Raw genomic sequence first — 13,890 nt, forward strand, 5'->3', positions numbered from 1 at the left:
CCGGACTAACGTTTGACCTTGCGGCTTTTGACTACGTTTGTGAGGATCTGGCGCAGGCCAGGTAATCGGATCTCGACCCCGCCCGGGCGGTCCCCCGCCGCCCGTGAGCCGAGCGCCATTGCCACGCCGTCCCTCGGACACGCCACCGGGGCGTGTCCGCCACCCCTGAGGGAGGCTCGTGTGAGATTCACTGCTCCCCGACGCGCTGGACTGATCGCAGCCGCCACCACCCTGATCGGCGGCTCGCTGCTCGCGGCATCGGCCCAGGCGTCCGTTTCGCAGCCGGATCCGTCGCACACCGCCACGAAACTCGCCCAGCGGCTCGGATCCCGCTCGGCAGGTTCGTACCTCGACCACTCCACGAAGAAGCTCGTGGTGACGGTCACCTCGAAGTCCGACGCCGCGGCCGTACGCAAGGCGGGCGCCGTCCCCCAGGTCGTCCCGTACAGCGGAGCCAAGCTCCAGTCGGCGATCAACGTCCTCGACCGTACGGCGAAGGTCCCGGGCACGGCCTGGGGCATCGACCCCACGACCGACCAGGTCGTCCTCTCCGTCGACAACTCGGTGACCGGGTCCAAGCTCGTTCAGGTCACCTCCGCCGCGCAGCAGCTCGGCGGCGCCGTCCGCATGGAATACGTGCCCGGCGTGTTCAGCACCAAGATCTCCGGCGGTGACGCGATCTACGGTGGTCAGTACCGCTGCTCCCTGGGCTTCAACGTCGTCAGCGGCAGCACGTACTACTTCCTGACCGCGGGTCACTGCGGCAACATCGCGTCGAGCTGGTACAGCAACTCGAGCCACACCTCGCTGATCGGCACGACCCGGTCCAGCACCTTCCCCGGCCACGACTACGCGATCGTCACGTACGCCAGCGGCGTCTCGCACCCGGGCCAGGTCGGCAGCCAGGACATCACCTCGGCCGGCAACGCGTACGTCGGCGAGTCGGTGTCCCGCCGGGGCAGCACCACCGGCATCCACAGCGGATCCGTCACCGCGCTCAACCAGACCGTGAACTACTCCGAGGGCACGGTCACCGGCATGATCAAGACGAACGTCTGTGCCGAGGGCGGCGACAGCGGCGGCCCGCTGTACTCCGGCAGCACGGCGGTGGGCCTGACCTCCGGCGGCAGCGGCAACTGCACGTCGGGCGGGACGACCTTCTTCCAGCCCGTCACCGCAGCGCTCAGCGCGTACGGGGTGAGCGTCTACTGAGCCCCCTGGCTGAGCCCCAACTCGCGGGCCCCCGGAAGTGCGGCATCTTCCGGGGGCCCGCCCCTTTTCGGCGACGCGTAAATGAGTCGACCGGCCGGGCGCAAATGGCAGGAAAGCACACCCCCGGACGCCGGAACGGGATACCAGCCAATTAGGTAGAGTCCGGCGATGCCCGGCATGCCACAGTTAGATCATGGCTCAGGACTCCGGCGATGGACGGCCCGACTGGTGGCCGCTGCTCAACGCACCGACCGAGGTCATTCGGCAACTTAAAAACGAGCCTCTCCTCCTCGTCGGTATGGGCACCGCCGTCGTCCTGGCCGTGATAGCCGTTTACGCCCCCGATCGCGGCCGGTTCTACGCGCTCCTGCTGACCGGCCTCGTTCTCATTCTCTGCCTCATCCGGGCATTCACCATCCGCGCGCGCCGACGGCACCGGAAGGACAAGGACGCTCCTCCTCCGACCAGCGAGTCCGATATCCGGCTCGGCGGCAGGAGCGAAGTGGAGGATGTGGACGTCAACACGTGGGGTCCCTCGGCGCGGACCACGTTCAGGTCCGGGCGAGGATCCAAGATCAAGGGTTCTCGCTTCAACACGGGCATGCGGAATCACCCCGACGAGGCTCCACCTCCCGGCGACGACTGATTCAGGGAGTGCGGAGATGTCCGTGGACCTTTTCGTCGGCCGCCGCGAGGAACTGCAGGGTGCGCTCGCGACCCTGCAGGCCTCCGGGGATGGGATCGTTCAGGACCTGATCGGTGTCCACGGCATCGGAAAGACGATGTTCCTGGAACGGCTGGCGGACGAGGCGCGCAGACTGGACCGTGTTCAGGTCTTCACCTTCGACATGGCACGCCACGGGCTGGGCGAGGGTTTCTTCGACGACTTCGGATCCACCGCCACGGCGCAGGTCCTGTGGGCGACGTTCGACTGCTCGCGGCGGCTGATGCGTCGCCTCGTCGACCACGCCGGGACGGATGGCTTCAACCGGTTCCGGCTCGCTTATCAGCAGCAGAGCAGGCTGGCCGACAGCTTCTTCGTCAAGACCGACGTCTCGCTGGGGCGCGGGTCACACTTCGAGGACAACGAGATCGTCAGCGCCGTCAGCCTGGGAGACGAATACATCCGGCAGCGCATCCGGGAAATGCAGAGCGCGCTCGACGAGGCGTTCGTCAGCGACTGGACGGCCTACACCAGGCACCGCCGGGTGCTCATCACGGCCGACACCTTCCAGGGCGTCGCCGACGATGAGATGGGTCACTGGATGGCGCGTACCGCGCTGCGCCTGCCGAACACTCTGCTCGTGCTGGCGCGCACGCCGTCCGCGCACGTACTCGCCGATTCGGACCGCTTTCACAAGCACCATCTCACGGCTTTCAGCCCGGACGAGGTGCACGAGTACCTCGTCCGGCGCTTCCCCGACGAGAGACCGCGACCGCAGGTCACCGACGTGGTGCACACGTTCACGGACGGGCACCCGGGCGGGGTCAAGCTCGCCGCGGATCTGATCGGCGAAGTGGGCCCCGCCGTGCTCGACGTACGGCGGCTGCGGCGGATGCTCGAGCACCTTCCCGAAGCGCCGAACGAACGCTGGGCGGAACTCGTGCACCTCATCCTCCAGGCCGTCGACGAGCCGCAGCTGCGGGAGGCCGTCGACGCGGCCGCGCTGACGACGTCCTTCGACGGGCCCCTCCTGGCGCAGCTCCTGGAGGACGACGGCGTCCCCCAGCGCCGGATCGGCGATGTGATCTCCAAACTCCGGGCCTACCGCCTCGTCAAGCCGGTGCCGGTCGTGGCGGGCGAGCCGTCGGACCGCTTTCGCATGCATGAGTTCATCCGCGTGTCGGTCGCGGGGCGACTGCGCACGACGGACAAGGAGCGATGGCAGCACTATCACCGCCTCGCCGCCCGGTACTGGTTCGAACGCCTCGAACAGTGGGAGGACGAAGCGTACGAGAGCTACGGCTCGTGGTTCCGCTACGAGGACACCGAATGGCAGGCGGCCAAACGGGAGTGGCTCCGCCACTCGAGCCGGTTCGCCGAACGGCGAGAGATCACCCGTACCCGCTTCACCCTGGTCTTCCTCGACGCCTTCTGGTGGTGGGGGGTCTACCTGCCCTTTCCGCTCAACCGCCGGCTGCTCGACGACTGGGAACGCAGCGCGGCGATATGGCAGGCCTACGCCCAAGGGCGACCGCTGCCGATCGAAGAGAGCGACTCACCGGATCGGCAGCTCCTGGAGGCGCTCACCTTCCTACTGGACAATTACCCCACCGGATATATCAAGCCGCAGGACGCGCCCTGGGACGAGCTGCGCGACCAGATTCTCCTCATCAAGGACCTGTGCGAACTGGGCCGGCCGCACCGCCGGGGGCTGTCCGACGCGGAACAGCTCGAAAGGGCGCGGACGGGCGCGCTGATCGACGTTTTCCTCGCGCACACCCGTCGATTCCGCGACCCCGCCGACCCGCGAGCCGACCTGTACTACCAGAGGTCGCTCGAGGCGTTCGACCGGCTGGGGGACGACTGGAACGCGGCGTGGATCCTGCTGGAATCCGCCGACCTGGCCGTCGAACGAGGCCGGCCGGAAGAGGCGGTGGAGTTCGCGTCGAAGTCGGCCGAGCGGGCCCGCGACCTCGCCGCCCGTACGGACGAGTGGGACCACGAGATTCTCGCCAATCTGCACCGGATACGAGCCGACGCGTCCATTCTGAGCGGCGATGTGCGCGCGGCCGCGGTCGCCTACAGCCGGGCGGTGTGCCATGCCTACTCGTTCCACGGCGACCCGCACCCGCCGGATGAGTACACCCAGCAGTTCTACATCGAGATCACGACGAGAGCGGTTCAGGCCATCGAGGCGCTGCCGGACGGCGCCGACCGGGACCGGTTCATCGCCACGCTGCGCGGCGAGCTCCCGCCCGGATGGGCGACCGAGCCCATGCTGGGCGCGCCGCTCTTCCCGCGAGGACCGGCCGAGGATGAACTGCGCACCAAGAAGTCGCCCTTCATGACCGAATGGCGGCTGCTCGCGGAGGACCTCCCCGATCCGATGACCGGCCTGACCGACCTCATCGACCGCGACCGTCCGACCGCTTGAGAAGATCGAGCCGCAGTCTGGTCGCCAGCCAATCGGCCTGCCAGGTGCGTTCCGCCGCGTAGGGGTCGTCCGACTCGGCGGTGGTGCGCTGGTCGGCCGCCCGAGCCGCGATGTAGGCCGTCGACGCGACCGGGTACGCCTCGAGCGCCTCGATCGCGTCCGACACGTAGCCGCACAGCGTGACGGCCTGCCAGGCGCCCTTCGCGGACGCCTGCTCGGCGCACTGGGCGGCGGCCTCGGCGACGTCCGCGTCTTCGGCGTCCCGGAGGCGGCGCGCCGGCTGACGCAGGCCGGCCTCCGCGAGCTCGGCCGCCGCGTGACCGGCCGTCCGGGCGACGCACGCGGCCGCCAGGTCGCGCGCCGCCGCCGGCGTCCACGCCTCGACGCGGGAGAGCAGGCGGGCCCGGCGCGCCATGACCTTGTGCCGTGACTCCTCGACGGGCGCGGCGAGCTCCACCTCCCACAGCTCTTCGCCGAGCCAGTACGGAAGGTGGGCGAGCGCACAGGCGTGGAAGCCGCTTCGACACGGCTCCGTGGCATCCGCGGTCACCCATTCCCCGACCGGCCAGACATATCCGGTGAACGGGCTGACGGCGCCCGGGCGCAGGAACTTGAAGTACGTCATGGCGTCGGCCGGAGAAGGGCGACGAGGTCACGGCGGAGGTCCGCCGGCACCGGCTCGCGGGCGGCCCGGGCCAGCGCCGTCAGGGCGATCCGCGCCTTGTCGTTCTGGACCATGCAGGGCGGGCAGAACAGCAGGTGCTGCTCGTACGCGTCCCGGTCGCGGTCGTCCATGTCGCCGTCCCACCACCGGCTCATGAGCCCCGCGACGAGGTCGCAGCTCATGTCCGCGGCCCTCATCCTCGCGCCACCTCCTCATCGACGTACGCGACGTACGCCTCCCTCGCGGCGTCCAGGGCCGGCGCCTGCCGGTCCGCCGGACGGTTGACGATCCGCTCTGCCTGCGCGGCGGGCAGGTGCGCGACGTCGCGCGCCACGAGCAGGACCCGGAGGCTCAGCGGGATGCGGCGCAGGACGGTCAGCACCTGGGCGGGAGTGGGCTCGGCGCCCTCCGGCCAGGGGACCGGCTCGTCGGCCCACCAGCCCGCCCAGCGGTCGTCCGCGGCGAGGAACGCGCCGCGTCCCGGCAACGGGGGCGTCCGCGCCGTGTCGAACTCACCGCGATCGTCCAGCGCGAAGATCACCCGCTCCAGCAGGGCGGCGCGCAGGGATCCGGTGACCAGGCCGGAGCGGATGTCCTCGATCAGCGTGGCCCAGGCGCCGCTCAGCGCGCCGTCTCCGGCGCCCTGCGCCGACGACACCCGGAACAGCAGGTCGGCCACCGGGTGGTCGCGTTCGAGCAGTTCGGAGACCGCCGACGCGTCGCCACGTCTGATCCGTGCGCACGTGTCCTCATCCACGACGGGCAAGCGGCACCTCGCTCAGGCGTGACATCGGCCAGAGCGGCACGTCATCGTGCCATGACTCGATCCGCTTCCGGAGCGCGAGATATTCCTCGTCGGAGCGAACGGCCTCGGCGCCCTCGCACTCGGCCAGGTAGCGGTCGAGGAAACGCACGAGGTGAGCGCCGGGAACGGCGGGCCGGTCGAGCACATGGCCGATCAGCAGCATCCCGTGGACCCGCGGCAGGCCCCGGCCCAGGGCGGGCTGGAAGTACGGCACGGGGAGCAGCCGCCAGCCGAGCCGTTCGTACATCCGTAGCCGCGCCGCCGGATCCCCGTACGGACCCGCTTCGTAACACCGGGGATCCTCGACCTCCGCCAGGACGGCGACGGGACGGGCGCTCTCCCGCCAGCGGGGCAGCGTGTCGGACAGCAGCGCGCTGCCCGTGCCCCGGCCCCGCTGGTCCGAGCGCACGGCCAGGTAGCCGAGGAGAAGCACCTCGCTCGCGGCGTCGTACTCGGCGAGGGCGACGCCCACCGGCTCGCCGGACCGGAGCGCGATCGTGCCGAACCGGCCGGGGAAGGGGGTGCGGAAGGCCGTCCGCATGGCATCGAGGGCGTCGAGCTCCGCAGGTCGAAACGACGGCTGCAGCACGTCCCGATACGTCTGGTCGAAAACGCCGTCATCCACGTCCGCGCAGTCCACGAACACGATCCCGTTCGGGCCGCGGCGGCTGATGTTCGTCGGTGCCACGGGCTCATCGTCGCCTGCTTCGACGGCGTTGGCCAGCCCGTGTCCGGGTGCGAACGATGTGCCATCTATTCACTCAATGAATACATCGAGTGTATAGTCACCGTCATGTCGACCGGGCACATCCTGCTCGGGCTGCTGACCGAGCGGCCGAAGCACGGATACGAACTCAAACGCGAGCACGACGAGCGGCTTCCGGGCGCGCGGCCGCTCGCGTACGGGCAGGTCTACGCGACTCTGCAGCGACTGGAGCGGGACGGCCGGGTGACGGTCTCCGGCACGGTTCAGGAGGCCGGTCCCGAGCGCACCGTCTACGAGATCACCGAGGAGGGGACGGAGGAGGTCCGCCGCTGGCTCGGCGAGGTCGAGCCACCCGCGCCGTACGTGTCCAGCCCGTTGTTCAGCCGGGTGGTGATGGCGCTGGTCGCCGAGGGCGCGGCCGATGCCTACCTCCTTCGGCAGCGGGCCGCGCACCTCGAACGGATGCGGGAGCTGACGGCCCGCAAGCGCACGGCAGGGGTCTCGGTGGGCGAGCTCCTGGCCGCGGACTACGCCCTGCACCACCTCGACGCCGACCTGCGCTGGATGGAGACGGCCCGGCAGCGCATCGACGACCTCATTCAGGAGATCCGCTCATGACCCTGCTGGAAGCCCGCCACATCGAGAAGGCCTTCGGCCGCACGCACGCCCTGCGCGGCGTCTCCCTGGCCGTCGAACGCGGGGAGACGGTCGCGATCACGGGCCCCAGCGGCTCGGGCAAGTCGACGCTCCTGCACTGCCTGAACGGGATCATGTCCCCCGAGGCCGGTGAAGTGCACTACGCCGGGCGGCGGATCGACGATCTCGACGACGCGGCCCGCACCCGGCTCCGGCGGGAGGACTTCGGGATCGTCTTCCAGCTCGACCGGCTCGTTCCCGAGCTGACCGCCGTGGAGAACGTCGCGCTGCCGCTGCTGTTCGCCGGGCGGGGCCGCGCCGAGGCGACGACGGTCGCACACGGCCGGCTCGAGGAGGCGGGCGCCCTGGACGTCGCCGAGTCCCGTCCGGCGGAGCTGTCCGGGGGCCAGCTCCAGCGCGTGGCGATCGCCAGGGCGCTCGTCACGACACCGAAGGTCATCTTCGCCGACGAGCCGACCGGCGCGCTCGACTCGGTCTCCGGGGAACGGGTGCTGTCGCTGCTGATGGGCGCCGCGCGGGCGAATGACGCCACCGTCGTGATCGTGACGCATGACAACCAGGTCGCGGCGCACGCCGACCGGGAGATCGTGCTGCGCGACGGCGCCCTGGTCAGTGGAGTGATGGCATGAGGGCGCTCCTGACCGTGGCGGGAATGCTCAACCACGGCGGTTCGCCGCCGGAGCGCGCCCGCGTCCGGCTGATGGCGACCGGGGCGGGGCTGGCCACCTGGTTCCTGTTCGGCGCGGCCAACGTGCTCGCCCTGCACGGGCAGCTCGACGACCACTTCGGCCCGATCGCCGACCCGGGCACGCGGGGCGGCACCGCCTTCGGGATCGCGCTGCTGCTCCTGCCGGTCACGGCGTTCCTCTACCAGTCGGGGCGGCTGGCCGCCGCCGACCGGGAGCGGCGACTGTCGGCGCTGCGCCTGGCGGGGGCCATGCCGCGCGAGGTCCGGATCCTCGGGGCGATCGAGGTGACCCGTACGGCCGCCCTCGGCACCGTCGTCGGGGCCGCGTCATACCTCCTGCTCCAGCTGAGCGCCCGCAGCCTGCTGCCTCCGGGATCGCGGGCCGACGTCGACGTACCGCCTCTGTGGGGGCTGGCCGCCATGGCGATCGTGATCGGCGCGGCGGCGGTCTCCGGGCTGCTCGCCGGCCGTCACGTCATCGCCACGCCGCTCGGCGTGACGCGGCGCGCCAACGTGCGCCCGCCCCGCTGGTACGGCCTCCTGCTCCTCCTGCCGCCGTGCACGGTCTCGCTCGCCATCTGGCTGCTCTACACCTTCGTGGATCTCGGCGGCTCCCGCGACACCGTGCGTACGGTGGTACTCCTGAGCCCGCTCCTCCTGCCGGTCGCGCTGATGTGGTCCGCCGGGTGGGTGGTCTGGTTCGCGGCACGGTGGGTCGCGCGCAGGGCCGGGTCGGCGGAGACCCTGCTGGCGGCACGCGCTCTGGAGGCCGACGCCCGCCCGTGGGGCCGGACACTCGCCGTCGTCGGCCTCACCGTCTCGATCGGAACGGGGGTCGGCCTGTTCGAGGCGGACTTCCTGACCGTCCGGAACTTCGATCCGTTCTGGGTGACGAGTTTCACGCTCCTCAGCCTGGCCCTGCTGGTGGCGATCGTCGTGGCGGCCGCCGCCCTCCTCGTGCACCAAGCCGAGTCGCTTCTCGAACGCGGCCCGGTGATGGCCGCGCTCCGCGCCGGCGGCGCGTCCGAACGGGAGCTGCGCCGTGTGCTCACCCGTCAGGGCCTCATCGCCTCCGTGCCCGTCTGTGGCCTCGCCGTGGCCGCCAGCCTGGTGACGATGGCCGTGAACCTGTGGCTCCAGGGCACCTGGTCCCTGTGGACGATCGGGCACTCGCTGCTCCTGGGCGGCCTGAGCGTGCTCGCCACCGTCCTGGTCACAAGGGTCTCCCGGCGCCGGTTGCGCCGCGCGATCGCGCCCGAGCGTCTTCGCACCGAGTGACTCGGGGAGGAGCGCCCGGCGGTTCACCGGGTAGCGCGCAGGTCGGGCGTGACGCCGGGGCGGTTCAGGACGACCCAGCCGTCCCGGTTCAGGACCACCTGGTAGCCGTTGCGCCGCAGGTACCGTACGCGGTCGCGCTGCGCGGCCACCCACGGGAAGGGGAACGTCGTACGGGCCGTGTCGGCCACGACCCAGGGCGCCCAGCGGACCTTGGTGTCCCACAGCAGCACGCGGTCCCGCCCGGACAGCTGGGGCCCGACGACGTTCGCGGCCTCGACCAGCACGCTGCGGGGTACGGCCGCGACCGCCGCGGCGGCGGCCCGCGCGTGCGCGTCGCGCCGGTAGAACGCCGATTCGAAGAAGTGCTTGAACGAGAAGCGCGGAACGACGAGGACGGCGGCGAGGAGCGCCGCGACCGGCCAGACGAGGTCCACTCGCAGCCGCCGCCCGCGCAGACCGGGCGGCCGGAGCCGGGACAGCCGGCAGGCTCCGTCCACGCCGGCCGCGATGAGCAGGGCGGTCAGCGCGACGTTGTAGTGGAACCTCGGCTCCCACCAGTTCCCGAAGCGGTTCGCGAGCATCCGCTCGGCCAGCAGGGGCAGCACCGCCAGGGTGATCGGTGAGGCCAGCGGTACGAGGAGCAGCGGCAGGATGAGCCAGCCCATCGTCGACGCCTTGACGCTCGGCGTCACGAGCAGCTTCAGCGCGGTCCACGGGTGCGTCAGGGCGTACAGGGCGGCGTGCGGCAGGTCCTTGCCCAGCGCGTCGTAGGCCCAGTAGTAGTCCGCCGCGCCGCCGAACGCCGGAATCAGCACCCGGGAGGCCAGCCAGGTCCACACCAGGCCGCCGCCCACGAAGGCGGCGGCGAGACGCCGCTCCCCCGGACGCGTCAGCAGGTAGAGCCCGAAGCCGGCGACGAGCAGGCCCATGTCCTCCTTGACCAGCAGCAGCGCGCCCGCGGCCAGCGCGCACTGCCCGCGCCGCCCGGCGTCGTGCCGTTCGAGCATCAGCATGGACAGCACGGGCGTGAACGCCATCTCGTGGAAGTCGAACGCGACCGTCTCGGCCACCGGCCAGGCCAGCGCGTACACGCCCGCGACGCAGTGCGCCGCCCACGCGCCGAACCGCCGCCGCGTGAACGCCCACAGCGGCACGATCGTCAGCGCCAGGAGCACCGCCTGCGCGATCAGGAGCGTCTGCGGCCCGTCGTGGATCCAGTACAGCGGCGCGAGGACGGCGAGGATCGGCGAGAAGTGGTCGCCGAGCACGGTGAAGTGCGGACCGAAACCGTTGTGCACGCCCTTGACGATCGCGACCGGCAGATGGAAGCGGCTGTAGGAGCGCACCGCCTGATCGAAGATCACCAGGTCGTACGTGGTGGTGCGGAAGGCCCAGTGCCGCACCAGGGCGAACACCGAGTACACCATCGCGGCGGCCACGGTGAGGACGCCGACGGTCACGGCTTCGCGTCGGGGGCGTCCCGGCCGTACCTCCGGGCCGGCGGTCTCGGCGGACATCGTGATCATCCGAGCGCACCGCGGAGACGGTCGGCGTACGCGCGGGCCTCGTCGTCGGAGTCGTACTTGGTCCGGGGCCAGAAGAAGCCGCGCAGGCCGTCCTTGCGGTTCCTGGGCACGACGTGGACGTGCAGGTGGGACACGCTCTGGCTGACCCGGTTGTTCAGCGCGACGAAGGACCCGGCGGCGGCGAGCGCCGTCTCCATGGCGACGGACAGCCGCTGCCCGGCGGCGAACAGCGGCTCGATGAGGTCGGCCGGCAGGTCCGCGAGGGTCTCGTAGTGGGTTCGCGGCACCAGGAGCGTATGCCCCTTGAACAGCGGCCGGGTGTCCAGGAACGCGACGACGGGACCGTCGTCGAGCACCACGTGAGCGGGCCGCTCCCCCTTCACGATCTCGCAGAACAGGCAGTCCATGGTGGGTATTCTTCCGCTTACGGCCGTCTTATTCGGCGCGAATAGGCTCCTGGCCTGTGCGCTTTGATCAAGTCGCCTTCCGCTATGGCCGTCGTGCATCGTGGGTGCTGCACGACGTGACGCTGACCGTACCCCGTGGCCGGATCATCGAGGTGAACGGCCGCAATGGAGCGGGCAAATCAACGCTCCTCCGGCTCGTCGCCGGGGTCGTGCCGCCGGTGCGGGGACGCGTCACCGGCCGCCCGCCCGCCGTGGGGTACGCGCCGGAGCGGTTCCCGGCCGGTCAGCCGTTCACCGCGCGGGCCTACCTCGGGCACATGGCCGCCGTACGCGGCGTGCCGCCGGCGCGAATCGGCGACTGGGCGGAACGGCTGGGCTTCACCGAGCTCCTGGACGTCCGCCTGCCCGACCTGTCCAAGGGCAGCGCGCACAAGGCCGGGCTCATCCAGGCGCTGCTCGCCGCCCCCGGGCTGCTCGTCCTCGACGAGCCGTTCGCGGGCCTCGACGCGCGGACGCGCGGGGCGCTGCCGGCCCTGTTGGCCGAACTCGCCTCCGCGGGCTCGTCCATCGTGGTCAGCGACCACCAGGGCGACCTCCGGGAGGCGCCCGGCGTGATGCGCTGGCAGGTCGCCGGGCAGACGGTGACCGAAGGAGACCTCACCGAGGAGCACGCGGTGGTCGAGGTGGTCCTGCCCCGCTCCCAGGCCGAGGACCTGGTGACCCGCCTCAAGTCGGACGGCTACGAGGCGAGGTGCCGATGATCGCGGCGATGCGGTTCCAGCTCGAGGGGTACGCGCGGTCGGCGCGGATCCTGCACCCGGTGCTCGCCTTCATGCTGCTGCTGGCGATCGTCTTCTCCTCCCCTCTCGGCGGCACCCCGGCCCAGATACGGGCCGGCGCGCTGACCACGATCGGCGACCTGACCGCGCTGAGCTTCCCGATCTGCGCTTGGGCGGCGCGCGGGCTGCTCGACAACGAACCCGACGCCCAGCGGCATATCGGGGTGATCGCCCTCGGATGGTCGCGGGCGACGGTCTGCGGGCTGATCGCGGCCTCGGGGTTCACGGCCTGCCTGGCGCTGGTCGCCTCGGCGTACCCGCTCGCGGCGGCGGTGCTGTACGGGGTCCGGCCCTCCGTGCTGCTGCCGGCGATCGCGCTGATCCTGCTGTCGGCGCTGGCCGCGACGGCGCTCGGGGCGCTCACCAGCCGGGCGATCCTCCCCTCCCCCGGCTGGTCGATCCTCGTCCTGCTCGGCGTCTACGTGGCCGACCTGCTGCTGGGACTCGGTCCGCTGCGGGTCCTCACCGTCCCGATGATCGAGTGGATGGGGGCGGCCGGTCGCGGCGCGTCCGCGTTCACGAACGGCCTGCCGTGGTTCGCCCTGCGCACGCTCGCGTGGACGGCGCTCGCCACGGCGCTGTACGTACGCCTCCGGCGCACCCGCGCCTGACCGCCGCCAGGTGGTCCGTACGGCGGCTCCGGGGCACCCCTGAGCCGAGGCCGGGTGACCGACGTGCCGTACACCGGCGCCCGGGGGCATCCCTCAGCCGAGACGGTCGGGCTCGGCGGCCAGGTGCTCGACGTGCCGTGCAGCGGCTCTCAGCGGCGTCCCTCGGCCGAGAGCCAGGTGACCGACGTGCCGTACACCGGCGCCCGGGGGCATCCCTCAGCCGAGACGGTCGAGTTCGGCGGCCAGGTGCGCGAGGAAGCCGTCGACGTCGGGCTGGCTGTACCCGGGCCGGAGCCGGGTCGTCGCGAAACGCGCCGCCCGTACGTCCGCCGACCGTGCCGTACGGCCGCGCAACGCGACGAGCATCGTGTCGAGGAAGGCGTCGACGTCCCGTTCGTCGTAGCCCTCGGTCAGCCGGGTCGTGACGAACCGGACGTTGCGCACCAGCCCCGCGAGGCGGTCCGCCTCGGCGGCGGCCAGCCGGCGCCGCCTGGCGTTCTCCTTCGCCTCGAACTCGCGCAGGTACTCCTCGAGCCGCTGGTCGACGGCGCTTCCCTGGTAGCCGCGCAGGGTGACGGCGAACCGCACCTCGCCGATCTCGGCGGCGGTGACCGGCGGCGCGAACAGCTGCGCGCGGCCCAGAGTCCCCTCGACGCGGGCGATGAACGCGTCCACCTGGTGACGGTGATAGCCGCGAAGGGCGATCGGGAACTCCGGCATAGCCGCATTCTCACGCAAATCAAGGTGGCGACGGCACCGCATGCCCGAAAAAGGGGTGTAGGGGCTGGACCTGGGGAAATCTGTCAGGGAGGTCGTCACACGGACCAGGGGGGCTGAGTATGACGACGGAGAACGCAGCCGGACCACAGAAAGTGGTGCTCGGCGGCTACACGAACCACGCGGCCGCGCAACGCGCGGTGGACGTCCTGGCGGAACGCCACTTCCCGGTGGAGCACGTCTCGATCGTCGGTTCCGGGCTGAGGTTCGAGGAGCGGATCCTCGGCCGGTGGACGCTCGGCAAGGCACTGCTGGCGGGCGCGGGCTCCGGCGCCTGGATCGGCCTGTTCATCGGCGTGATCTTCTGGATCGTCAGCCCGTGGGTGGTGGGCGCGGTGATCTCCGCGATCATCCTCGGCGCGATCTTCGGTGCGATCTTCGCGGCGGTGGCGCACATGGTGCGGCGGCAGACGTTCGCGTCGGCCAGCGCCGTGGTGGCCGAGCGGTACGACGTGCTCGTCGACGCGGAGTTCGCCACCGAGGCCAGGCGTCTGCTGGCCGCCGTACCCGCCACCGACCAGCCCCACTGACCCGGCGGGACGGTCTACTGGAGCACGGGAGGCCGGTCGTCCCCGGACGGCCCGGGGGGGTGAGACGCGAGCCTACTGTCCACTCGGGGCGG

16 protein-coding genes are annotated in these 13,890 nt (G+C 71.3%); 9 read left to right on the forward strand and 7 right to left on the reverse strand.

The features are described from left to right. Nucleotides 1-180: 180 nt before the first annotated feature. From ACYVF7_RS46335 to ACYVF7_RS46345, 3 genes are all read left to right on the forward strand, one after another. Nucleotides 181-1,212 carry a S1 family peptidase gene (locus ACYVF7_RS46335; RefSeq protein ID WP_460352413.1) on the forward strand — a complete coding sequence of 344 codons (1,032 nt, stop codon included), beginning with the start codon at nucleotides 181-183 and terminating at the stop codon, nucleotides 1,210-1,212. Nucleotides 1,213-1,405: 193 nt separating this feature from the next. Continuing rightward, nucleotides 1,406-1,858, forward strand: a complete 453-nt coding sequence (locus ACYVF7_RS46340; protein WP_460352415.1) for a hypothetical protein — start codon at nucleotides 1,406-1,408, stop codon at nucleotides 1,856-1,858. Nucleotides 1,859-1,874: 16 nt separating this feature from the next. Next, on the forward strand, nucleotides 1,875-4,310 hold the full coding sequence (locus ACYVF7_RS46345; protein WP_460352417.1) for a hypothetical protein: 2,436 nt from the start codon (nucleotides 1,875-1,877) through the stop codon (nucleotides 4,308-4,310). Here ACYVF7_RS46345 and ACYVF7_RS46350 read toward each other — a convergent pair. The 4 genes from ACYVF7_RS46350 to ACYVF7_RS46365 are packed head-to-tail and all read right to left on the reverse strand — an operon-like array spanning nucleotide 4,282 to nucleotide 6,467. Next, nucleotides 4,282-4,935 (reverse strand): DUF7666 domain-containing protein, encoded by a 654-nt coding sequence (locus tag ACYVF7_RS46350; RefSeq protein WP_460352418.1) that lies wholly within the window; start codon nucleotides 4,933-4,935, stop codon nucleotides 4,282-4,284. The genes ACYVF7_RS46345 and ACYVF7_RS46350 overlap by 29 nt on opposite strands. Further along, the gene (locus ACYVF7_RS46355; protein ID WP_460352420.1) at nucleotides 4,932-5,171 is read right to left on the reverse strand and encodes a zf-HC2 domain-containing protein; all 240 of its coding nucleotides are present in this window, start codon (nucleotides 5,169-5,171) and stop codon (nucleotides 4,932-4,934) included. Before ACYVF7_RS46355 ends, ACYVF7_RS46350 begins: the two co-directional genes overlap by 4 nt. Beyond that, nucleotides 5,168-5,740 (reverse strand): hypothetical protein, encoded by a 573-nt coding sequence (locus ACYVF7_RS46360; RefSeq protein WP_460352422.1) that lies wholly within the window; start codon nucleotides 5,738-5,740, stop codon nucleotides 5,168-5,170. The genes ACYVF7_RS46355 and ACYVF7_RS46360 overlap by 4 nt, the downstream gene beginning before the upstream one ends. Then, the gene (locus ACYVF7_RS46365) at nucleotides 5,724-6,467 is read right to left on the reverse strand and encodes a GNAT family N-acetyltransferase (RefSeq protein WP_460352423.1); all 744 of its coding nucleotides are present in this window, start codon (nucleotides 6,465-6,467) and stop codon (nucleotides 5,724-5,726) included. Before ACYVF7_RS46365 ends, ACYVF7_RS46360 begins: the two co-directional genes overlap by 17 nt. 105 nt (nucleotides 6,468-6,572) lie before the next feature. On the opposite strand from ACYVF7_RS46365, the gene ACYVF7_RS46370 reads away from it, so the two are divergent. The 3 genes from ACYVF7_RS46370 to ACYVF7_RS46380 are packed head-to-tail and all read left to right on the forward strand — an operon-like array spanning nucleotide 6,573 to nucleotide 9,108. Then, a complete protein-coding gene (locus ACYVF7_RS46370) occupies nucleotides 6,573-7,103 on the forward strand; it encodes a PadR family transcriptional regulator (protein ID WP_460352425.1) in 531 nt (176 codons plus the stop codon). Continuing rightward, a complete protein-coding gene (locus ACYVF7_RS46375) occupies nucleotides 7,100-7,771 on the forward strand; it encodes an ABC transporter ATP-binding protein (protein ID WP_460352427.1) in 672 nt (223 codons plus the stop codon). Before ACYVF7_RS46370 ends, ACYVF7_RS46375 begins: the two co-directional genes overlap by 4 nt. Next, complete coding sequence (locus tag ACYVF7_RS46380) at nucleotides 7,768-9,108, forward strand: ABC transporter permease (RefSeq protein WP_460352429.1); 1,341 nt, start codon at nucleotides 7,768-7,770, stop codon at nucleotides 9,106-9,108. The genes ACYVF7_RS46375 and ACYVF7_RS46380 overlap by 4 nt, the downstream gene beginning before the upstream one ends. A 23-nt stretch (nucleotides 9,109-9,131) precedes the next feature. Here the strand turns inward: ACYVF7_RS46380 and ACYVF7_RS46385 are convergent, their stop codons facing one another. Together ACYVF7_RS46385 and ACYVF7_RS46390 are read right to left on the reverse strand one after the other, a co-directional pair. Beyond that, nucleotides 9,132-10,625 carry a DUF2079 domain-containing protein gene (locus ACYVF7_RS46385; protein ID WP_460352431.1) on the reverse strand — a complete coding sequence of 498 codons (1,494 nt, stop codon included), beginning with the start codon at nucleotides 10,623-10,625 and terminating at the stop codon, nucleotides 9,132-9,134. Nucleotides 10,626-10,630: 5 nt separating this feature from the next. After that, nucleotides 10,631-11,041 (reverse strand): HIT family protein, encoded by a 411-nt coding sequence (locus ACYVF7_RS46390; protein ID WP_460352432.1) that lies wholly within the window; start codon nucleotides 11,039-11,041, stop codon nucleotides 10,631-10,633. Nucleotides 11,042-11,097: 56 nt separating this feature from the next. On the opposite strand from ACYVF7_RS46390, the gene ACYVF7_RS46395 reads away from it, so the two are divergent. Both ACYVF7_RS46395 and ACYVF7_RS46400 read left to right on the forward strand, forming a co-directional pair. Further along, nucleotides 11,098-11,802, forward strand: coding sequence for an ATP-binding cassette domain-containing protein (locus tag ACYVF7_RS46395; RefSeq protein WP_460352434.1), 705 nt, complete (start codon nucleotides 11,098-11,100; stop codon nucleotides 11,800-11,802). An 8-nt stretch (nucleotides 11,803-11,810) separates the two neighbouring features. Continuing rightward, on the forward strand, nucleotides 11,811-12,491 hold the full coding sequence (locus ACYVF7_RS46400; protein ID WP_460352436.1) for a hypothetical protein: 681 nt from the start codon (nucleotides 11,811-11,813) through the stop codon (nucleotides 12,489-12,491). A 216-nt stretch (nucleotides 12,492-12,707) separates the two neighbouring features. On the opposite strand, the gene ACYVF7_RS46405 is transcribed toward ACYVF7_RS46400, so the two are convergent. Then, nucleotides 12,708-13,211, reverse strand: a complete 504-nt coding sequence (locus tag ACYVF7_RS46405; protein ID WP_460352437.1) for a DivIVA domain-containing protein — start codon at nucleotides 13,209-13,211, stop codon at nucleotides 12,708-12,710. A 119-nt stretch (nucleotides 13,212-13,330) separates the two neighbouring features. Between ACYVF7_RS46405 and ACYVF7_RS46410 the strand changes: the two genes are divergently transcribed. Continuing rightward, on the forward strand, nucleotides 13,331-13,798 hold the full coding sequence (locus ACYVF7_RS46410; RefSeq protein ID WP_460352438.1) for a YflT domain-containing protein: 468 nt from the start codon (nucleotides 13,331-13,333) through the stop codon (nucleotides 13,796-13,798). The last annotated feature ends 92 nt before the right edge of the window (nucleotides 13,799-13,890 follow it).

The organism is Actinoallomurus acanthiterrae (assembly GCF_054775715.1).

Coding starts and splice junctions, on each gene's coding strand:
- ACYVF7_RS46340 (WP_460352415.1), top strand. CDS start 1,406: ATGGCTCAGGACTCCGGCGATGGACGGCCCGACTGGTGGCCGCTGCTC.
- ACYVF7_RS46345 (WP_460352417.1), top strand. CDS start 1,875: ATGTCCGTGGACCTTTTCGTCGGCCGCCGCGAGGAACTGCAGGGTGCG.
- ACYVF7_RS46350 (WP_460352418.1), bottom strand. CDS start 4,935: ATGACGTACTTCAAGTTCCTGCGCCCGGGCGCCGTCAGCCCGTTCACC.
- ACYVF7_RS46355 (WP_460352420.1), bottom strand. CDS start 5,171: ATGAGGGCCGCGGACATGAGCTGCGACCTCGTCGCGGGGCTCATGAGC.
- ACYVF7_RS46370 (WP_460352425.1), top strand. CDS start 6,573: ATGTCGACCGGGCACATCCTGCTCGGGCTGCTGACCGAGCGGCCGAAG.
- ACYVF7_RS46375 (WP_460352427.1), top strand. CDS start 7,100: ATGACCCTGCTGGAAGCCCGCCACATCGAGAAGGCCTTCGGCCGCACG.
- ACYVF7_RS46380 (WP_460352429.1), top strand. CDS start 7,768: ATGAGGGCGCTCCTGACCGTGGCGGGAATGCTCAACCACGGCGGTTCG.
- ACYVF7_RS46385 (WP_460352431.1), bottom strand. CDS start 10,625: ATGTCCGCCGAGACCGCCGGCCCGGAGGTACGGCCGGGACGCCCCCGA.
- ACYVF7_RS46390 (WP_460352432.1), bottom strand. CDS start 11,041: ATGGACTGCCTGTTCTGCGAGATCGTGAAGGGGGAGCGGCCCGCTCAC.
- ACYVF7_RS46400 (WP_460352436.1), top strand. CDS start 11,811: ATGCGGTTCCAGCTCGAGGGGTACGCGCGGTCGGCGCGGATCCTGCAC.
- ACYVF7_RS46405 (WP_460352437.1), bottom strand. CDS start 13,211: ATGCCGGAGTTCCCGATCGCCCTTCGCGGCTATCACCGTCACCAGGTG.
- ACYVF7_RS46410 (WP_460352438.1), top strand. CDS start 13,331: ATGACGACGGAGAACGCAGCCGGACCACAGAAAGTGGTGCTCGGCGGC.